The 18,780-nt window shown below is 60.6% G+C and carries 21 protein-coding genes; 10 read left to right on the top strand and 11 right to left on the bottom strand.

Annotated elements, in window-relative coordinates; all coding sequences use genetic code 11:
- Positions 1–47: 47 nt before the first annotated feature.
- A complete protein-coding gene (locus M5B44_RS19755) occupies positions 48–509 on the bottom strand; it encodes a VOC family protein (RefSeq protein WP_248740245.1) in 462 nt (153 codons plus the stop codon).
- A gap of 259 nt (positions 510–768) precedes the next feature.
- Between M5B44_RS19755 and M5B44_RS19760 the strand changes: the two genes are divergently transcribed.
- From M5B44_RS19760 to M5B44_RS19770, 3 genes are all read left to right on the top strand, one after another.
- Positions 769–1,983, top strand: a complete 1,215-nt coding sequence (locus M5B44_RS19760; RefSeq protein WP_248740246.1) for an SfnB family sulfur acquisition oxidoreductase — start codon at positions 769–771, stop codon at positions 1,981–1,983.
- A gap of 2 nt (positions 1,984–1,985) precedes the next feature.
- Entirely contained in the window at positions 1,986–2,651 is a 666-nt protein-coding gene (locus M5B44_RS19765; RefSeq protein WP_114884461.1) for a methionine ABC transporter permease, read from the top strand.
- 75 nt (positions 2,652–2,726) lie between these two features.
- A complete protein-coding gene (locus M5B44_RS19770; protein ID WP_248740247.1) occupies positions 2,727–3,497 on the top strand; it encodes a MetQ/NlpA family ABC transporter substrate-binding protein in 771 nt (256 codons plus the stop codon).
- Positions 3,498–3,533: 36 nt separating this feature from the next.
- On the opposite strand, the gene soxR is transcribed toward M5B44_RS19770, so the two are convergent.
- The gene (soxR, locus tag M5B44_RS19775) at positions 3,534–3,992 is read right to left on the bottom strand and encodes a redox-sensitive transcriptional activator SoxR (protein WP_085710691.1); all 459 of its coding nucleotides are present in this window, start codon (positions 3,990–3,992) and stop codon (positions 3,534–3,536) included.
- Between the two features lie 90 nt (positions 3,993–4,082).
- Here soxR and M5B44_RS19780 point away from each other — a divergent pair, with 90 nt between their 5' ends.
- The gene (locus M5B44_RS19780) at positions 4,083–4,448 is read left to right on the top strand and encodes an antibiotic biosynthesis monooxygenase (protein WP_248740248.1); all 366 of its coding nucleotides are present in this window, start codon (positions 4,083–4,085) and stop codon (positions 4,446–4,448) included.
- On the opposite strand, the gene M5B44_RS19785 is transcribed toward M5B44_RS19780, so the two are convergent.
- Genes M5B44_RS19785 through msuE form a run of 4 tightly spaced genes read right to left on the bottom strand, consistent with a single transcriptional unit; the run spans position 4,445 to position 8,489 of the window.
- Positions 4,445–5,548, bottom strand: a complete 1,104-nt coding sequence (locus tag M5B44_RS19785) for a sigma-54 interaction domain-containing protein (RefSeq protein WP_248740249.1) — start codon at positions 5,546–5,548, stop codon at positions 4,445–4,447. The two genes, M5B44_RS19780 and M5B44_RS19785, sit on opposite strands and share 4 nt — an antisense overlap.
- Before the next feature lie 23 nt (positions 5,549–5,571).
- Positions 5,572–6,759: an acyl-CoA dehydrogenase family protein gene (locus tag M5B44_RS19790; protein ID WP_007955826.1), complete on the bottom strand. Its 1,188-nt coding sequence runs from the start codon at positions 6,757–6,759 to the stop codon at positions 5,572–5,574.
- 10 nt (positions 6,760–6,769) lie between these two features.
- On the bottom strand, positions 6,770–7,915 hold the full coding sequence (gene ssuD / locus M5B44_RS19795) for an FMNH2-dependent alkanesulfonate monooxygenase (protein ID WP_248740250.1): 1,146 nt from the start codon (positions 7,913–7,915) through the stop codon (positions 6,770–6,772).
- Between the two features lie 10 nt (positions 7,916–7,925).
- Positions 7,926–8,489 carry an FMN reductase gene (gene msuE, locus M5B44_RS19800; RefSeq protein ID WP_248740263.1) on the bottom strand — a complete coding sequence of 188 codons (564 nt, stop codon included), beginning with the start codon at positions 8,487–8,489 and terminating at the stop codon, positions 7,926–7,928.
- A 389-nt stretch (positions 8,490–8,878) separates the two neighbouring features.
- Here msuE and M5B44_RS19805 point away from each other — a divergent pair, with 389 nt between their 5' ends.
- From M5B44_RS19805 to M5B44_RS19820, 4 genes are all read left to right on the top strand, one after another.
- Positions 8,879–9,148 (top strand): hypothetical protein, encoded by a 270-nt coding sequence (locus M5B44_RS19805; RefSeq protein WP_248740251.1) that lies wholly within the window; start codon positions 8,879–8,881, stop codon positions 9,146–9,148.
- 101 nt (positions 9,149–9,249) lie between these two features.
- Entirely contained in the window at positions 9,250–9,864 is a 615-nt protein-coding gene (locus M5B44_RS19810; RefSeq protein ID WP_085710685.1) for a LysE family translocator, read from the top strand.
- A 206-nt stretch (positions 9,865–10,070) separates the two neighbouring features.
- Entirely contained in the window at positions 10,071–11,237 is a 1,167-nt protein-coding gene (locus tag M5B44_RS19815) for an aminotransferase class V-fold PLP-dependent enzyme (RefSeq protein WP_248740252.1), read from the top strand.
- A 57-nt stretch (positions 11,238–11,294) separates the two neighbouring features.
- Complete coding sequence (locus M5B44_RS19820) at positions 11,295–13,103, top strand: aminopeptidase P family protein (RefSeq protein WP_248740253.1); 1,809 nt, start codon at positions 11,295–11,297, stop codon at positions 13,101–13,103.
- Here M5B44_RS19820 and M5B44_RS19825 read toward each other — a convergent pair.
- Positions 13,096–14,004 (bottom strand): LysR family transcriptional regulator, encoded by a 909-nt coding sequence (locus M5B44_RS19825; RefSeq protein WP_248740254.1) that lies wholly within the window; start codon positions 14,002–14,004, stop codon positions 13,096–13,098. The two genes, M5B44_RS19820 and M5B44_RS19825, sit on opposite strands and share 8 nt — an antisense overlap.
- Positions 14,005–14,116: 112 nt before the next feature.
- On the opposite strand from M5B44_RS19825, the gene M5B44_RS19830 reads away from it, so the two are divergent.
- Positions 14,117–15,115, top strand: coding sequence for a zinc-dependent alcohol dehydrogenase family protein (locus M5B44_RS19830; protein WP_248740255.1), 999 nt, complete (start codon positions 14,117–14,119; stop codon positions 15,113–15,115).
- Here the strand turns inward: M5B44_RS19830 and M5B44_RS19835 are convergent.
- Positions 15,112–15,702, bottom strand: a complete 591-nt coding sequence (locus M5B44_RS19835; protein ID WP_248740256.1) for a 2-hydroxychromene-2-carboxylate isomerase — start codon at positions 15,700–15,702, stop codon at positions 15,112–15,114. The genes M5B44_RS19830 and M5B44_RS19835 overlap by 4 nt on opposite strands.
- Positions 15,703–15,735: 33 nt before the next feature.
- Positions 15,736–16,464 carry an SDR family oxidoreductase gene (locus tag M5B44_RS19840; protein ID WP_248740257.1) on the bottom strand — a complete coding sequence of 243 codons (729 nt, stop codon included), beginning with the start codon at positions 16,462–16,464 and terminating at the stop codon, positions 15,736–15,738.
- Between the two features lie 92 nt (positions 16,465–16,556).
- Between M5B44_RS19840 and M5B44_RS19845 the strand changes: the two genes are divergently transcribed.
- Positions 16,557–17,126 carry a TetR/AcrR family transcriptional regulator gene (locus M5B44_RS19845; RefSeq protein WP_248740258.1) on the top strand — a complete coding sequence of 190 codons (570 nt, stop codon included), beginning with the start codon at positions 16,557–16,559 and terminating at the stop codon, positions 17,124–17,126.
- A gap of 10 nt (positions 17,127–17,136) precedes the next feature.
- Here the strand turns inward: M5B44_RS19845 and M5B44_RS19850 are convergent, their stop codons facing one another.
- Both M5B44_RS19850 and rhtA read right to left on the bottom strand, forming a co-directional pair.
- Positions 17,137–17,418 carry a hypothetical protein gene (locus M5B44_RS19850; RefSeq protein ID WP_096821152.1) on the bottom strand — a complete coding sequence of 94 codons (282 nt, stop codon included), beginning with the start codon at positions 17,416–17,418 and terminating at the stop codon, positions 17,137–17,139.
- Positions 17,419–17,586: 168 nt separating this feature from the next.
- Positions 17,587–18,474, bottom strand: coding sequence for a threonine/homoserine exporter RhtA (rhtA, locus tag M5B44_RS19855; RefSeq protein WP_085710677.1), 888 nt, complete (start codon positions 18,472–18,474; stop codon positions 17,587–17,589).
- Positions 18,475–18,780: the final 306 nt, after the last annotated feature.

Consider the following 18,780-nt stretch of genomic DNA (forward strand, 5'->3'; position numbering starts at 1 on the left):
TCGTGTTCACCCATCCCCGCGCGCGGCGCGGGAATGGAGAATCGTCATTACTGAGCCTGCTGAAACATTTCCTTTGCCCGCTGTTCGATCTGCGCCTGGGTCAGGTCTTCCTTGCGTGTGGCCAGGAACCACAGATGCCCATAGGGATCTTTCAACGTACCGCTGCGATCGCCGTAGAACTGATCCTTGACCTCGGACACTGCCTTCGCCCCGGCATCCAGTGCACGCTGGAACGACTTGTCGACATCGGTCACGTACAGATGCAGACCGACGGACACGGCGCTGTCCGGATTGCTCAATGGTCCCTGGTCGCACGGTGTGCCCAGCATGATCGCGCTGTCGCCGATGCGCAGTTCGCAGTGGCCGACGCGACCGTCAGGCATGCTCAGGCGCATGACTTCGGTGGCACCGAACGCCTTTTTATAGAAATCGATGGCCTCGGCGGCCTTATGGATGCCGAGATACGGGGTCACGCTGTGGTACCCCTCCGGGATGGGTTGGACGCTCATGGCGGTACTCCCTTTTTTTATGAGTGACTGAAGGTTTGCCTTCGCCGGGGTTTCCGGTCGCTCAACTATAGATCCGTCGCGCAGCCATGAACGAGTAGCCGACGAGCAGTGTTCAGCCATCGACAGTGAAGCAACAGAATGCGCGGGTTTTTATCGCCATTATCTGTTGATAGCCGTTGAAAGCCGCGTCAGACAAGGGCTGCCAGTCAGGCACAGAAGCTGCAATGACCCGGTACAACACCGATACCGAGAGTCATCCATGTCTGAATCTGCCGTTTATCCGATCAACCCGCCGGCCGCCCATCGGATCGCCGACGACGCCGAAGCCTTGCGCGTGGCCGCACAGGTCGCCGCCGTTTTGCAGGAGCACGCCGCCGAGCGTGACCGCCACCGTGAAGTGCCCGCCGAAATCGTCGATCTGTATTCCAACAGTGGCCTTTGGGGCATCACCGTGCCGAAGGAGTACGGCGGCGCGCAGGTGTCCTGTGCGGTGCTGGCGCGGGTGATCGCGATCATTTCCGCTGCCGATCCGTCCCTCGGGCAGATCCCGCAAAACCACTACTGCCTGCTCGAGGATATTCGCCTGCAAGGCACGCCGGCGCAGCAGGCGCACTTCTTTGAGCTGGCGCTGCAAGGTCATCGCTTCGCCAATGCGCTGTCGGAAACCGGCGGCAAGAACGTGCAGGACATCCAGACCACGATCCGTCGTTATGGCGATGGCTTTGTGATCAACGGCCGCAAGGGTTACTGCACCGGTTCGCTCTACGCTCACTGGCTGGCGGTGCTGGCGCTGGATGAGGAACAGAAGGGCCAGTTGGCCTTTGTCGAACGCGGCACAAAAGGGCTGGTGATCGTCGACGACTGGGACAGCATCGGCCAGCGCACCACGTCCAGCGGCACCGTGCTGGCGGAAGATCTTCACGTAACGCCGTTCAATCTGTTCCCGACGTATCGCTCCTACGAGAGCCCGACCCTGGCCGGGCCGTTCGCCCAGTTGACCACTGCCGCCATCGACGCCGGCATTGCCCGGGCGGCGCTACGTGACACAGTTGAGTTCGTCCGCCAGTTCGCCCGGCCATGGATCGATGCGGGTGTGGACAAGGCCAGCGAAGATCCGCTGACCATCATTCAGATCGGCGCACTGGAAATCCGTCTGGAAGCTGCCGAAGCCTTGCTCGAACGCGCCGGTTGGGCGCTCGACGCCGCACGTCCGGCACCCGATGAAGACAACGTCGCACTGGCGTCCCTTGCCGTGGCCAAGGCCAAAGTGCTGACCACCGAAATTGCTATCGAGGCCAGCAACAAGCTGTTCGAACTCGGTGGCACCCGCTCGACCCTGAAGAAGCACAACTTCGACCGCCACTGGCGCAACGCCCGGGTTCACACCCTGCATGACCCGGTACGCTGGAAATACCACGTGGTCGGCAACTGGCTGCTCAACGGCGTCAAACCACCGCGCCACGACTGGTCCTGATCATGGCCGAGTGGTTCAAACACATTTACTGGGCCGACATCGCCCAGGCCTGTCTCGATACGTTGAGCATGCTCGGCGCGGCGCTGTTGTTTACGGTGCTATTGGGCTTGCCGCTGGGGTTGCTGCTGTTTCTCACCGGCAAGCGCCAGTTGCATGAAACGGTCGGCGTGTATCGGGTGCTGTCGGTGATCGTGAACATGCTGCGTTCGCTGCCGTTCATCATTTTGCTGATCGTGCTGATTCCGCTGACCACGTTGCTGGTGGGCACCTCGCTGGGAGTGCCCGGGACCATTCCGCCGCTGGTGGTCGGTTGCACACCGTTCTTTGCGCGGCTGGTGGAAACCGCGTTGCGCGAAGTCGATCGCGGCGTGGTCGAGGCGACCCAGGCCATGGGCGCCAACACCTGGCAGATCATTCGCCACACCTTGTTGCCGGAAGCCCGCGGCGGGCTGCTGGCGGCGGTGACGGTGACCGCCATCGTGCTGGTGGATTACACGGCAATGGCCGGCGTGATCGGTGGCGGCGGGCTCGGCGATCTGGCGATCCGCTTCGGCTATCAGCGCTTTCAGACCGACGTGATGGTGGTCACCGTGGTGTTGCTGCTGATTCTGGTGCAGGCCCTGCAAATGACTGGCGACCGACTGGTGGCGCACTACAGCCGCCGCTGAAGAAAAAACAGTTCATCCCATAAAGGCCCCACGTCCACCCCACGACGGCCACTCAAATCTGCCTTGGAGCAAACCATGAAAAAGACTTTGGCCATTCTGGCTGCCGTGCTGTCGTTCGGCGCTCACGCCAACGAAAAACTGATCGTCGGTGCCACCCCGGTGCCGCACGCGGAAATCCTCGAATTCGTCAAACCGACCCTGGCCAAGGAAGGCGTGGATCTGGACATCAAGGTCTTCGCCGACTTCATCCAGCCCAATCAGCAACTGGCGCTGAAAAAACTCGACGCCAACTACTACCAGTACCGGCCGTTTCTCGATGATTTCAACAAGACCCGCCACACCGATCTGGTGCCGGTAGTCGGCGTACACATCGAGCCGTTTGGTGCTTACTCGACCAAGATCAAAAATATCTCGGAGCTGAAGGACGGTGCCAGCGTGTCGATCCCCAATGACCCGGTGAACACCGGTCGCGCCCTGGTGCTGTTGCATGAGGCGGGGCTGATCAAACTCAAAGATCCGAGCAACACCCTGGCCACCCAGCGCGACATCGTCGAAAACCCCAAGCATCTGAAAATCCGTGAACTGGAAGGCGCATTGCTCGCCCGTTCCGTCAGCCAAGTGGACCTGGCCTTCGTGTTCGCCAACTACGCGCTTGAAGCCGGGATCGACACCAACAGCGCGCTGATCGTCGAGAAGGGCAAGAGCCTGTACATCGAGTTTCTGGTCGCGCGTCCCGACAACATCAACGATCCGGGCCTGCAGAAACTGGCCAAGGCATTGAACTCCGATGAAGTGCGCCAGTTCATCCTGACCCGCTACAAAGGGCAGATTGCGCCGGGCTTCTGATGGGGCGATTCGACGGTTCCCATGCCGTGGGGACCGTCAATCCGGGACATCGAGAAAGTGCGCTCCCGGCCCTTGCTCGCCCAGCACATCGCCCTGATTGCGCAGCGGGCAGGCTTCCATCGACAGGCATCCGCAACCGATGCAACCGGTCAGCCGATCCCGCAGCAGCATCAACTGATTGATCCGCTCGTCCAGCTCCCGCCGCCATTGTTCCGACAACACTTTCCAGTCCGCTGCTGTCGGCGCGCGGTTGTCCGGCAACTGTTTTAGTGCCTCGCCGATTTCTGCCAAAGGTATGCCCAGCCGTTGCGCCACCTTGATCAGCGCCACCCGCCGCAGCACTTCCCGTGGATAACGGCGCTGGTTGCCGGCATTGCGCTGGCTCTTGATCAAGCCTTTGGATTCATAGAAATGCAGGGCGGTAACGGCGACACCACTGCGGGCCGCGACTTCGCCGACGGTGAGTTGCCTGTGCAAATTTTCCGCTGTGACCATTTGAAAATTGCCCCTTGACCTCTAGTTAAGTCGAGGTTTTACCCTGCAGGCCTTCGAATCGCAAGATTCGCCTGACCGAGTGGGGGCGTTATGCAAGTCACAGCGAAAAACCGCAGCTTCACCCAATTGATCGAATTCGAAATCGAGCCCGGCCAGCAACCGGCGCTGGTCTCGGCGCTGACTGTGCAGACCGAGCGTCTGGCTCAGCGTTACGCCGGTTTCGTCAGCGCCAGTGTTCAGGCCAGCGACGATGGCCGGCGGGTGCTGGGTTTCCTGCAATGGCAATCCCGCGAGGCGGGGGAGGCGGCGTTCCAGAGTTTCGAAACCGGCGAGCAGGACTTCTGGCAGTTGATCCGCGCCCATCAGGCGCGCACCGTGACCTTCGGTTCATTCCAGGTGTTGAGCAGCATCGCCCGCAGTCACGACGATGGCTTGCACTGCCAGTTGGTGGGCTAGATCGACAGTTGGATCAGGCGCTCGCCCTGCAGGTTTTCCGTGGGCCGCCGCTTGTTTACCGCCAGTTCGCCGATCTTGATCAGCCGCGTGCGGGTCACGTTGCGGCTGAGGCCGAGCAGCGCGGCGGTGTGCACTTGGTTGTAGTGGCAGAAGCGATAGGCCGAACGCAGCAACGCGTCTTCGACCTTTTCATGCAGCGCGCCAGCCTGTTGTTCGAAGAGTTTCTGGAAGGCGCGTTCGAGCAGCGCTTCCGGTGAATCGTCGACGCTGCCGTGCTGATCGTCGGGACGGTCGATACGCAGGTTCGACAGGCGCAGATCGTCGCGCTCGATCACGCCGTTTCGGCAGATCAGCAGCGTGTGGTGGATGACGTTTTCCAGTTCGCGGATGTTGCCCGGCCAGGTGTAGCCGCGCAGTTTGTGCTCGGCGCCGGGGCTGATGGTGATGCGTCCGTAACCCAGACGCTGACTGTAGGCCTCGATGAAGTGCCGGGTCAGCGGCAGGATGTCGCCGGGCCGTTCGCGCAACGGGCTCAGTTCCAGATTGACCACGTTCAGCCGGTAATACAGATCCTCACGGAAATGTCCGGCGTTGATGGCTTTCTCCAGTTGCACGTTGGTCGCGGCGAGCACCCGCACATCGATGGGAATGCTCTTGCGCGAACCCAGTCGCACCACTTCGCGTTCCTGCAATACCCGCAGCAGTTTGACCTGGATCGCCATCGGCAAATCGCCGATTTCATCGAGGAACAAGGTGCCGCCGTCCGCCTCTTCGAACCACCCGGCCTTGGCACTGAGGGCGCCAGTGAAGGCGCCTTTTTCATGGCCGAACAATTCGGCTTCCACCAGCGATTCGGAAAACGCCCCGCAGTTGACTGCAATGAACGGCCGATTGCGCCGGTTGCTCAGGTTATGGATGTGCCGCGCCACCAGCTCCTTGCCGGTGCCGGTTTCGCCGATGATCAGCACGCTGGCTTCGCTCGGTGCGACTTGTTGCAGATGCGCGAGCAGGGCCTGGGATTTCGGGTCTTCGAACACCTGGGCAGTGGCGCGGATCGAAGTGGCCAGGGCGGGTGAGGGCGGCAGGGTCAGCAGTTGCATGGGTCTCGCTCCACGAAAGGAAATCAGGAATAGAACGTCGGCACCGGCAGGGACTGGTTCAGCGCCCAGTCGCCCAGCTCATGGAGTTTGTAATCCAGCGGGTCGTGCAGGGTTTGCGTGCGCAGGTTGCGCCAGTGTCGGTCCAGGCGCAGCGAGGCGTGGGTCGAACGAGCGCCGGTGACTTCGAACAATCGGCTGCAAATCTCCAGGCCCTGACGACTGGCGGCGACCTTGGCCGTGGCAATCGCCGTGGCCAGGTGGCCGCGCTCTTCGGCGCTGAGGTTCGGGCCTTTGGCCCACGCCTCGTCGAGCAGTGCAGCGGCGCGTTCAACCAGCAGACGAATGCCTTCAAGCGCGACCCAGAACTCGCCGTAATGGGCCAGCACATAAGGGTCTTCACGCACCTCGCGCACCGAGGATTTGTGCCAGACACGGGTTTCGCTCAGGGTGTATTGCCGCGCTTCTTCGAAAGCCCCTTCGGCGATGCCGAGGAACATGTGGGTGAACGTCAGTTGAGCGATCAACGGGCGCAAGCAGGCAAACGGTGTACTTAACGGACCCGGATCCAGCAGCAGTTCCGATTCCTCGACCCGCACCCGTTCGAACGTGGCGCTGCCGCTGTCGGTCTGGCGCTGGCCGATGTTGTTCCAGTCGTTATGCAAAGTGATGCCGCTGCGGCCGCTGGGGATCGCCGCGATCAGCAGTTTGCCGCCGTTGCTTTCGTCCACCGCCGAGGCGATCAGCATCTGCGAGTCGCTGGCGCCGGAGCAGAAGCTTTTCTTGCCGGAAAACTCGCGCCAGCCGCCGAGGTCCTTGACCACGGTGCGGGTGTCCAGCGGATTGAGCGCGTTGCCCCAGAACCAGTTCTGCCGCGCGGTCTGTTCGAACCACGGTTGCCATTGTTCCGGTCGGGAAAACAGGCGCACGGTGGCCAGCATCAAATGATGAAAACCGAAGACGTGGGCGATCGAACTGTCGACTTTGGCGAACTCGCGCACGACTTCCAGTGTTTCGCTCCAGCGTGCACCGAGGCCGCCGTAACGGGTGGGAATGCTCAGAGCCAGCAGACCGCTGTCGCGCAGGGCATCGCGCTCGGCTTTTGGCGTGCCGCCGCGTTCGTCGCGCTCGACGGCGGTCAGGGCAAATTCGGCGGCCAGTTGGCGGGCGGTCTGCAAGGGGGAGAGCAGGGTGCTTTGCGGTTTGGCAGTCACTCGGTCTTCCTCAGGCGTTGGCTTTGGCGGGCAGAACATCGTTGGCGATCATTTCGCCAAACGGCCCGGTGAGGTTGGTGACGCCGCGCCCGGCCAGGCTTGCATACGGCTCGGGCAGCAGCGGGAAGACCAGCTCGGCAAAGCGGTAGGCTTCTTCGAGATGCGGGTAGCCGGAGAAAATAAAACTCTCGATGCCCAGATCTGCGTATTCCTTGATCCGCGCCGCCACTTGCTGCGGATCGCCGACCAATGCAGTGCCGGCCCCGCCGCGCACCAGGCCGACGCCGGCCCACAGGTTTGGAGCGATTTCCAGGTTGTCGCGACGTCCGTCGTGCAGGGCGGCCATGCGTCGCTGGCCTTCGGAGTCGAAGCGCGAGAAGGATTTCTGCGCGGCCTCGATGGTTTCGTCGCTGATGTGCTCGATCAGTTTGTCGGCGGCTTTCCAGGCTTCTTCCGCAGTCTCGCGCACGATCACGTGCAGGCGGATGCCGAACTTCACCTTGCGCCCGTGACGGGCGGCGCGTTCACGCACATCGGCAAGTTTTTCGGCGACGGCGGCCGGTGGTTCGCCCCAGGTCAGGTACACGTCGACTTGCTCGGCGGCCAGGTCGTGGGCCGCATCGGAGGAACCACCGAAGTACAACGGCGGATAGGGTTTCTGCACCGGCGGATACAGGGCTTTGGCGTTCTGTACCTTCAGGTGTTTGCCTTCGAAATCCACCGACTCGCCTTGCAACACTCGGCGCCAGATCTTGAGGAATTCGTCGGTGACTTCGTAGCGCTCGCTGTGGCTGAGGAAACTGCCATCGCCACGATTTTCGTCCGGGTCGCCGCCGGTCACGACATTGATCAGCAAGCGACCGTTGGACAGTCGATCCAGAGTCGCGGCCATTCGCGCCGAGACCGTCGGCGAGATGATCCCCGGACGAATCGCCACCAGATAACGCAGGCGTTCGGTCAACGGCACCAGCGCCGAGGCGATCACCCACGAGTCTTCGCAGGATCGCCCGGTGGGAATCAGCACACCGTGGTAACCGAGGCTGTCGGCGGCTTGCGCCACCTGTTTCAGGTAATTGAGGGTGACCGGGCGCGCGCCTTGGGTGGTGCCCAGATAGTGGCCGTCGCCGTGGGTCGGCAGGAACCAGAAAACATCCATGAACAGCTCCTTAAGCGATTTTCAGCAACGGTTTGAGGTGTGCACCGAACAGCGGCGCGGCGCGTTCGGCGGCCAAACGAATGCGTGCTTTCAGCGGCTCGCTGGTGATCTGGTAGTCGGCGAAATCGGCTTCGGTGGCGTACACGCCGATCGGCAGGGTCACGGCCTGGAAGAAGCTGAACAGCGGGCGCAACTGGTGATCGAGGACCAGCGCATGGCGTTCGCTGCCACCGGTGGCGGCGAGCAGCACAGGGGTGTCGATCAGCGCGCTCAGATCGATCAGGTCGAAGAGGTGCTTGAGCAGTCCCGGATAGGAACCGCGATACACCGGCGCGGCGACGATCAACAGGTCAGCCTGTTCGATGGCTTGCAGCTCGGCCTCGATTTTCGCCGGCAGTTCCTGACGGGACAATGCGGCGCCGAGCGGGCGGGCGATGTCGCCGAGTTCGATCAGGTGACTCTCGACGGGCAAGTGCCCGGACAGTTCGGTCAGCAGGGCCTGGGTCAGCACCAGGGTGCGCGACGGACGCCAGGTTCCGCCGGACAGGGCGACGACTTTCAATGGACGCGACATGGTCAGTTCCTTTTTCAACAGTTGCTCGGCGAGCAGTGAGTGGTCACTGGAGCAGAGCAAGCGCTGTACCAATTCCTGTAAGGCCCGTAGTCCGGGGCTTTGAGCGTTGTCGGTGGCTGTGCTCATGTGACTTTCAGGCCGGTTTGTTGAACCGCTGTTGCCTGGGAAACAGTTGCTGGAGCAACACTGCCGAACGCGATGAAGGATTTATAAAGGCTGACTTTTATTCCGTAAAAGACTGTTAATTGATATTGATAGGTCTTTTGAGAATATAAAGGGCAAACCCTGCCCGAATTCTGATAGCCACTATTGAGAGCGTTGATTTCTGCCAAAGCGTGCCCGGGCGTAGCCTTTCTCCATCGACCAACATTGCTCGCCAGGACGCTCCCATGAATCGTTTACTGACTGTTTCGCTGATGCTCGCTGCCTCCGTTCTCGCCGGTTGCGCGAGCCACGTTTCCCCGGAACTTCGCCCCTACACGGCGGAGGAAACCCGCGAACTCGCCCTCGAAAGCCTGAACCGTCGCGGCTTGTCCTTCGAGGAATATCAGGTGAAAAAAGCCGAATTGCTCGGCCAGCCACAGAAGCCATTCGGGTTTGATAACAAGGGTGAAATGAGCGCAGAGCGGACCGTACAGCTGCACGGTCGTCCTAGCTGATTCGCAACTGTACTGCTCGAAGTTTTACCCAACTGTCCGTGGGTTTGCGCGGCGCCGTGGGATAGGGTCAACACCTGAATGACCCTGACGGACTGCCTGCCATGACCCTCTCGCTCGACCTGCTGCTGGGCTTTGCCCTGTTTGCCCTTGTCACCTCGATCACACCGGGGCCGAACAACACCATGTTGCTGGCATCGGGCGTTAATTTCGGCTTTAACCGCACCATTCCTCACATGCTCGGCATTACCTGCGGCTTCTTTGTATTGGTGGTGGCGGTGGGTTTTGGGTTGGGGGCGGTGTTCCAGACTTATCCGCTGCTTTATACGGTCCTGCGTTACGTCGGCGCGGCGTACTTGCTGTACCTGGCGTGGAAAATCGCCCATTCCGGCCCGGTCGGAGAAAGCGAATCCGGCGAGGCGAAACCGATCAGCTACCTCGGCGCGGCAGCCTTCCAGTGGGTCAATCCCAAGGCGTGGATCATGGCCATCGGTGCCATCAGCACGTACACGCCGATGCAGGGTTATTTCACCAACGTGATCGTGATTGCGGCGGTGTTCGCCATCATCAACCTGCCGAGCGTCGGCGTCTGGGCGGCGTGCGGGACTCTGTTGCGCAACGTACTGAAGGATCGCCGCTGGCTGCGTGTGTTCAACTGGGGGATGGCGGCGTTGCTGGTGATTTCGCTGTATCCGTTACTCCTCGAAAGCTTTAGCTGACGCAGTGCTACAACCGCCACCCCGATGCCTGTTAAAGTCGCCTTCAGGAGCGTTCCTACGCACTTTTAAATGAAGTTGTTCTTCTTTAACGGCATCCGATCAGGTATTGATGACGCTCTCGAACCCGGACGCAGCTCACAAGGCTGCGTCGTGCCGTTTGTAGACACGAGCTTCCTGATCCCGGAACACGCTCTGCGAGTCTTTTTATGAACACACGTCCGCTGTATTTCGATTACGCCGCCACCACTCCGGTGGACGAGCGGGTCATCCAGGTGATGATCGAATGTCTGGGTTTCAACGGTAACTTCGGCAACCCGGCCTCCAGTTCCCACGCTTTCGGCCAGCAGGCCCGGCACACGGTCGAGAACGCTCGCCGGCAAGTCGCCGAACTGGTCGGCGCCCAGGCGCAACAGATTGTCTGGACCTCCGGCGCCACAGAATCCAACAACCTCGCCCTCAAAGGCGTCTCCCAGGCACGTGGTGTGTCCGGCGGCCACATCATCACCAGTCAGATCGAACACAAGGCCATCCTCGATACCGCCCGGCAATTGCAGGACGCTGGTGTCGCCGTGACCTATCTGGTGCCGGACGCCGAAGGCCTGATTACCGCTCAAGCGGTCAGCGAGGCGATGCGCGATGACACCTTTCTGGTGTCGCTGATGCTGGTCAACAACGAGCTCGGCACCGTCAACGACATCCCGGCCATCGGCGAAGTGGTGCGCGGGCGCGGGGCGTTGTTCCATGTCGATGCGGCCCAGGGCGCCGGCAAGGTCGCGATCGATCTGGCGCAATGGCCGGTGGATCTCATGTCGTTTTCGGCACACAAACTCTACGGCCCCAAAGGCATCGGTGCGCTGTACGTCGGTCCGCGTTCGCAGCAGCGCTTGCAGGCGCAGATTCACGGTGGCGGCCACGAGGGCGGATTGCGTTCCGGCACGCTGGCGACGCATCAGATCGCCGCGATGGGCTCGGCGTTTGCCTTGGCCGCCGAAGCTTTCGATGACGAGAAGAAAACCATCGTCGCGTTGCGCGAGCGACTGCTCGAACAATTGTTGAGCCTGCCCGGCGTACGCCTCAACGGCAGCGCCAGTCAGCGTATCCCGCACACCCTGAGCCTGACCTTCAGCGAAGGCGAGTTCAACCCGGCGGCGCTGAGCCATTCGATCGCGTTTTCCGCGACTTCGGCCTGCAACTCCGCCAGCAACACACCGTCCCACGTTTTGCTGGCATTGGGTCACGATGCCCGTCTGGCCGGTCGTACCATTCGCCTGAGCCTCGGCCGCTTCACCACCGCCGAGGACATCGACAAAGCTGTAGATCTGATCAAGACCGCCTGCGCCAGTGCTCCGGCATTCTGGGCGACAGGGCTTTAACGAGCCGGCTTCGAACGGCACCGAACAATAACGATGAAGTGATTGGCAGGAGACACGATGAGTACCCAGACTTTGACCGAAGGAACGGTTCCCCAGCGCCTGGCGCACACCCGCGAACTGATGCGTCGCGAAGGCATTCACGCATTGCTGGTGCCATCCGCCGACCCGCACCTGTCGGAGTACCTGCCGGGTTACTGGCAGGGGCGGCAATGGTTGTCGGGTTTTCATGGCTCGGTCGGCACGTTGATTGTCACCACCGATTTCGCCGGGGTCTGGGCCGACAGTCGTTACTGGGAACAGGCGACCAAGGAACTCAAGGGCAGCGGCATCGAACTGGTGAAGCTGCAACCGGGTCAGCCGAGCCCGCTGGACTGGCTCGCCGAGCAGACACCGGAAGGTGGCGTGGTCGCCGTCGATGGCGCGGTCATGGCCGTGGCGTCGGCGCGGACCCTGGGCAGCAAGCTCGAAGCGCGGGGCGCGAGCCTGCGTACCGACCTCGACCTGTTGAACGAAGTCTGGAGCGACCGTCCGGGCCTGCCAAACGCGCCGATCTATCAACACTTGCCGCCGCAGGCGACCGTCAGCCGTGGCGAGAAATTCGCCCAGTTGCGTGAAACCCTGCAGGAACGCGGCGCCGATTGGCACTTCATCGCCACCCTCGACGATATCGCCTGGCTGTTCAACCTGCGCGGCGGCGATGTGTCGTTCAACCCGGTGTTCGTTTCTTTTGCCTTGATCGGTCAGCAACAGGCCACGCTGTTTGTGGCGTTGAGCAAGGTCGACGCTGATCTGCGCGCCGTGCTGGAAAAAGACGGCGTGACTCTGCGCGACTACAGCGAAGTTGCCGAGGCCTTGGCTGCGATCCCGAACGGCGCGAGCCTGCTGGTGGATCCCGCGCGGGTGACCAGCGGCCTGCTGGGCAACCTCGACAGCGGTGTGAAACTGGTCGAAGGCCTGAATCCGACCACATTGGCCAAATCACAAAAAAGCCCGGCGGATGCCGAGCACATTCGTCAGGCGATGGAGCAGGACGGCGCGGCGCTGTGCGAGTTCTTCACCTGGCTGGAATCGGCCTGGGGTCGCGAGCGCATTACCGAGCTGACCATTGACGAGAAACTCACGGCGGCCCGTGAGCGTCGTCCGGATTATGTGTCGCTGAGTTTCAATACCATCGCTGCGTACAACGCCAACGGTGCGATGCCGCACTACCACGCCACCCCGGAAGAGCACGCGGTGATCGAGGGTGACGGCTTGCTGCTGATCGATTCCGGTGGCCAATACCTGGGCGGTACCACCGACATCACACGCATGGTGGCGGTCGGCACGCCGAGCGCAGAACAGAAACGTGACTGCACCCGCGTGTTGAAGGGCGTTATCGCATTGTCCCGCGCACATTTCCCGAAAGGCATTCTGTCGCCGCTGCTGGATGCGATCGCCCGCGCGCCGATCTGGGCCGAGAACGTGGATTACGGTCATGGCACCGGTCACGGCGTAGGTTATTTCCTCAATGTGCACGAAGGTCCGCAGGTGATTGCCTATCAGGCTGCACCGGCGCCGCAAACCGCCATGCAACCGGGGATGATCACTTCCATCGAACCGGGTACTTATCGTCCGGGCCGCTGGGGTGTGCGGATCGAGAACCTGGCAATGAACGTAGTTGCTGGAAGTAGCGAGTTCGGCGAATTCCTCAAGTTCGAAACCCTGACCCTGTGCCCGATCGACACCCGTTGCCTGGAACCGTCCTTGCTCACGCAGGAAGAGAAGCAGTGGTTCAACGCCTATCACGCCGAAGTGCGCGAGCGTTTGAGCCCGTTGCTCAGCGGTGAGGCGCTGGCGTGGCTGAACACGCGTACTGCCGCTATTTAATGGGCTGAAGCTCGGGCGCTGCTGCCAGCGCCCGGGTCATGTACTCGACAAACGCGTTGACCCTGGCGGACTGGCGACGGTTCGCCGGGGACACGGCGTGTATCGGCAGTGATCGGGTCTGGTAGTCCTGCAACAGGGCGATCACTCGACCGGCCTTCAAGTCCTCGCTGAACAGCCAGACCGGTGACAGCGAAATTCCCAATCCCCCCAGGACCATTTCGCGGATCGCCTCGGAGTTGTTGCTCTGGGCGTTGCCTTTGATGCGCACCTCTTGGCGCTGGCCGTCCTTTTCGTAAGTCCACAGGTTTTGCGATTCGAGCAGGTTGAATTGCAGGCAGTTGTGCTGCGCCAGATCCTGCGGCGATTGCGGATGTTCGTGGCGTTGCAGATAAGCAGGTGCTGCGACGGTGACACGATGTGTGGTACCGATGCGCCGGGCGATCATGCCGCTGTCATTCAATTCGCCGATGCGCAGGCTGACATCCAGGCCTTCGCTGACCAGATCCAGGTTCTGGTCGTTCAGGTGCAGGTCGATCTGAATCTGTGGGTATAGCTTGAGAAAATCGGGGAGTCTTGGAGCGATCTGCAGGCGGCCGAAGCTGACTGATGAGCCGATGCGTAACGCCCCGGCGATTGTTTCCCGACCGGACTGGAAACTGTGTTCGGCAGCATCCACCGCTGCAAGAATATTCCGGCATTCGTTGTAGTACCGCTGACCTTCATCGGTCAGCGACAGCTTGCGCGTACTGCGGGCAATCAGTTTGCCGCCCAGCTGGGTTTCCAAGGCGCGCAGAACCTTGCTGATGGTGGGTTGGGTGGTCTGCAGCTCCCGGGCCACGGCGGAAAAACTACCGCGTTCGACCACCCGGACGAAGATTGCCATTGCGTTGAGCTTGTCCACGGAGCGCCTCATTCATGCCGGTTTGGCATGATCACTATAGTCTTTTGGCTTCTTATCGGCATGAGTCGGTTGGGAGAACATGGCTTCACTTTCTCCCACAGGAATGACCGAAATGACTGACTCACTGCACATGAATGCCCTGATAGTGGACACCGCCAATGGGCCGCTACGCTTGGTTTCCCTTGAACGCCCCGTGGCGGGTGCCGGACAGGTATTGGTGCGGATCAAGGCCAGTGGTGTGAATCCGCTGGATCTGAAAATCCGTGCCGGGCAGGCCGCCCATGCTCGACAGCCGTTGCCGGCAGTGTTGGGACTGGATCTGGCGGGTGTGATCGAAGTTGTGTGTGAGGGCGTGCAGGGCTGGGTACCGGGTGATGAGGTTTATGCGTTGGCGACCGGCATTGGCGGCGTGCAGGGTTCGCTGGCGGAATTTGCGGTGGTTGATGCGCGGCTTCTTGCGCGTAAGCCGGTCAATCTGAGCATGCGTGAGGCGGCGGGTTTGCCGCTGGTGCTGATTACTGCCTGGGAAGGCCTAGTTGATCGGGCACGAGTGAGTGCCGGGCAAAAGGTGCTGATTCACGGTGGGGCGGGTGGCGTCGGGCATGTGGCGGTTCAAATTGCACGCTCGTTCGGTGCGGAGGTTTTTGCGACGGGGTCCGCAGGGCAGCGCGGGATTATTGAAGGTTATGGCGCAACGTTCATTGATTACCGAGAGATGTCGGTTGACGACTATGTCCGCGAGTACACGGCGGGGGAGGGGTTCGATATCGTTTATGACACGGTCGGCGGTGAAACGCTGGATGCGTCCTTCAAGGCTGCGCGCATCTACCACGGGCATGTGTTGAGTTGCCTCGGGTGGGGGCAGCATAGTCTGGCGCCGCTGTCATTCCGGGGTGCGACCTACTCTGGCGTGTTTACCTTGTTGCCGCTGTTGACTGGAAAGGGTGGCGAGCATCATGGCGAGATCCTGCGCCAGGCTGCCTTGTTGATTGAAGCCGGAGAGGTGAAGCCGCTGATTGATGCGCGTCGTTTTACGCTTGAATCAGCCAGCGAGGCCCATGAGCTGCTTTCGTCGAAAGCAGCCCGGGGACGTCTGGTGGTAGAGATCTAGCGCAGGGCTTCTTCGACGAAGTCGAGCCGGTCCTGACCGAAGAACAACTGGTTGCCGATGAACATGCTCGGCGCACCGAAGACGCCACGCTTCACGGCTGTCTCGGTGTTGTCCTTGAGGGCAGTCTTGACCGCTTCATCGTTGGTCAATGCCAGTACCTGCTCAGGATTGAAGCCATGTTCGGTCAGCACCGCTGCAACCGTTGCCGGTTCATCGAGGCTGCGACCCTCAACCCACAACGCTTTGAACAGGCAATCGATGAACGCCTGGAAGCGCTCCGGGTGGCGCAATTGAATGCCGGTCACCGCCCGCATCAGCATCAGGGTATTGATCGGAAAGTGCGGGTTGAATTTCAGGGGGACGCCGTAGCGTCTGGCGTAGCGGTCCAGATCCTGAAACATGTAGCGGCCCTTGGCCGGGATCATCGCTGGTGAGGCGTTGCCGGTGGCTTTGAACACGCCGCCCAGCAACATCGGGATATAGATCAACTGGCTGCCGGTCTTGGCGCAGATTCCTGGCAGCTGGGTGTACGCCAGATAGGTGGCGGGGCTGCCGAGGTCGAAGTAGAACTCCACGGTTTTGCTCATGATCGCTGCACTCATTGTTGTTATCGGGAGGGGTTACCAGCGTTCGTTCCAGGGGCGCAGATCCAGCTCGAAGGTCCAGGCGTCCCTTGGCTGGCTGTGCAGGTACCAATAGTTCTCTGCGATGTGCTCTGGATTGAGAATACCGTCCTGATCCTTGGTGGCGTACTTGTCGGGGAAATTGTCGCGGATGAAGTCGGTATCGATGGCGCCGTCGACCACGATGTGGGCAACGTGAATGTTCATCGGACCGAGCTCCCGGGCCATGCTCTGCGCCAGTGCGCGGATGCCATGCTTGGCGCCGGCGAATGCGGCAAAACCGGAGGCGCCGCGCAGTCCGGCGGTCGCACCGGTGAACAGAATGGTACCGCGATTTCGCGTGACCATGCGCTTGGCGACTTCGCGGGCATTGAGGAATCCGGAGAAACAGGCCATTTCCCAGATCTTGAAATACTTGCGTGCCGTTTCTTCGAGAATGCTGCAAGGCACGTTGGCGCCGATGTTGAAAACGAACGCTTCGATCGGACCGAGGCGGGTTTCGATATCTTCGATCAGCGCAATCACGTCTTCTTCCTTGCGCGCATCGCAAGCAAAACCGTGGGCTTCGCCGCCGTCTGCCTGGATGGCTTCCACCAATGGCTGCAATTTGTCGGCACTGCGACGTGTGACGCAAGCGATGAAACCTTCCTTGGCGAACCGCTTGGCGATGGCGCCGCCCGTGGCATCACCAGCACCGACAACCAATACGACCTTCTTGTTATTCATGGGTGGATCCCTTTAGTAAACGATCGTTAAGTGAACGAACGTTATGCTAGGATTTGCCCAGCGTCAAGGCAGTCCATTGCGAGGGCAAATACATGCGGTACTCCGCCGGTCACAAGCTTGAAACCAAAGAAAAGCTGCTGCAAAGCAGTTCGCTGTCTGCGAAAAAAGCCGGGTTCTCAACAATGGGCGTCGACGGACTGATGAAGGCGATCGGCCTCAGTGGCGCGGCTTTCTACAGCCACTTCTCGTCCAAGGACGCGTTGTTCGCGGCTATCGTCGAGCGCGAGTTGTGCCAGAGCCTGGAGCGGCTGGGCGGGCGGGGTGAGCAGGATCGTGAACGGTTGGAACGATGCCTGAAACTGTATTTGAACATGGCTCATGTCGAGCAACCTGAGCTGGGTTGCGCGTTACCGGCATTGGGCGCCGAGATTGCGCGCTCGGATGTTGTTGTGCGGGAACAGGCAGAGCTGTGGATTTGTCGGCTTCAGGAAAGTTGGGCGCAGATTCTGGAGAGCGACAGCCTGGCCTGGGCGATTCTGTCGCAATGTGTCGGGGCATTGGTGGTGGCGCGGATGTTGGCATCCCCGCAGATTCAGCAGCGGGTGCTGGAGTCCAGTCACGAAGAAATCGGCCGCCAGCTCGCCGTTCAGCGAGCGCAATAGCGGCGGTGATTTATTTGCAGATGACGATCATGCTTCGGCTGGTATAGCCGGCGGGGTTGAGGCCGAAGGGATAATCACCCGGCTCCTCCACCGCATCCCCGGATTTGGCGATGACTTTATAACCCTTCGGCGCGCAGGAGTTTGCGGCACTGGTGTAGCACTTGTCCCAGGAGGAGGAAAGCCCTGAACAGTTGATGTGCAGCCCTTTTTTGCCGTGCTTTACCTGAGCCTTGGAGGTCGCCGCGCATCCCGAAATGGCGAGTACGGCGATCAGTATCAAAATTCGTTTCATTACCGTCCTTATGGCGGCCTCGAGTCTGGCGCTCGGGTCTGCCTGCATTCGCTCTCGCTTGACGCGTTCCGATGTCCCTATCCGAAAAAGTCCATATCTGGCACTGAGTTGCGAGGCTAAACATGGCCTAAATGAGCGGCAAATGCCAGACCTTCGTTACAGCCGCTTTCAATCGGCCGCAATCACGGGCTTGGCATGGCTGCCCATGGTCATCGTTGCACCGACCGAAGCCAGAATAATGCACAGGATGGCCATCCATTGTGACAAGGAGAGATATTCCTGCAGGAACAGCAGTCCTGATAGCGCACCAAATGCAGGTTCGATACTCATCAGCGTACCGAAAGTACGGGCGGGCATACGGGTGAGGGCGACCATTTCCAGGGTGTAGGGCAGGGCGGTGGAAAGTATTGCGACACCAATGGCTATCGGGATCAATGAGGGCGTCAGCAATGCGGCGCCGGCGTGGACGATGCCGATGGGGGCGACGAACAGTGCCGCGATCATCACGCCCAGTGCCGCAGTCGTCACGCCGTTGTCAGCGCCGGCCTTCTGACCGAAGAGAATGTAGAGGGCCCAGCAAACACCAGCGCCCAGCGCATAGGCCACACCGGTAAGGTCGAGACCCGCTGTCGCTGCACCTGTTGGTATCAGTAGCAGCAATCCGACGGCGGCAAGGGCGATCCAGAGGAAGTCGATTGCACGACGGGACGCGTAGATGGCGACGGCCAGCGGCCCGGTGAACTCCAGCGCAACCGCAATACCGAGCGGCACGGTACGCAAGGACATATAGAAGAGGAAGTTCATGCCGCCCAGCGCCATCCCGTACACGATCACGGTACGTAGCGATCTGGCCGTCAGCTTTGCCCTCCAGGGTCTCAGCAATAGCAGCATGATCACGCTGGCGAACATCAGGCGTAGCGTCGTTGTGCCTTGGGCGCCCACGATGGGGAACATGCTTTTGGCCAGAGACGCGCCTGACTGGATCGATGCCATGGCGATCAATATCAGGCCAACCGGAAACAGGATGGATACAAGACTGCGGGGTTGGTCGTTCATTGCGCGGCATCGTCCGATAGTAAAGGCAGTAGAAGTCACTCACTGAGTGATGGGCAATATACTGCGCATTCGCTGGTGTTGCGTCTATATATAAGCGGGCTTTTTGAGTCGGCTGATAGAAAAACCAAATTAAGGGTTGACGGCAGATTCTGAGTCTCTATAATTCGCCCCACTTCCGGCGCAGTCGAAACGGAAAACTCCTTGAAATTCAATGAGTTAAGTAGGTTTCGATAGCGGCTCGCTTCAGATCATCGAAGCCTGGGAGGAGTTGGAAATGCCGGCTTGTCTGGTGCTTTCAACGGTTCG

Source organism: Pseudomonas sp. MWU12-2029, from assembly GCF_023242425.1.
In the GTDB taxonomy this organism is placed as follows: domain Bacteria; phylum Pseudomonadota; class Gammaproteobacteria; order Pseudomonadales; family Pseudomonadaceae; genus Aquipseudomonas; species Aquipseudomonas kribbensis.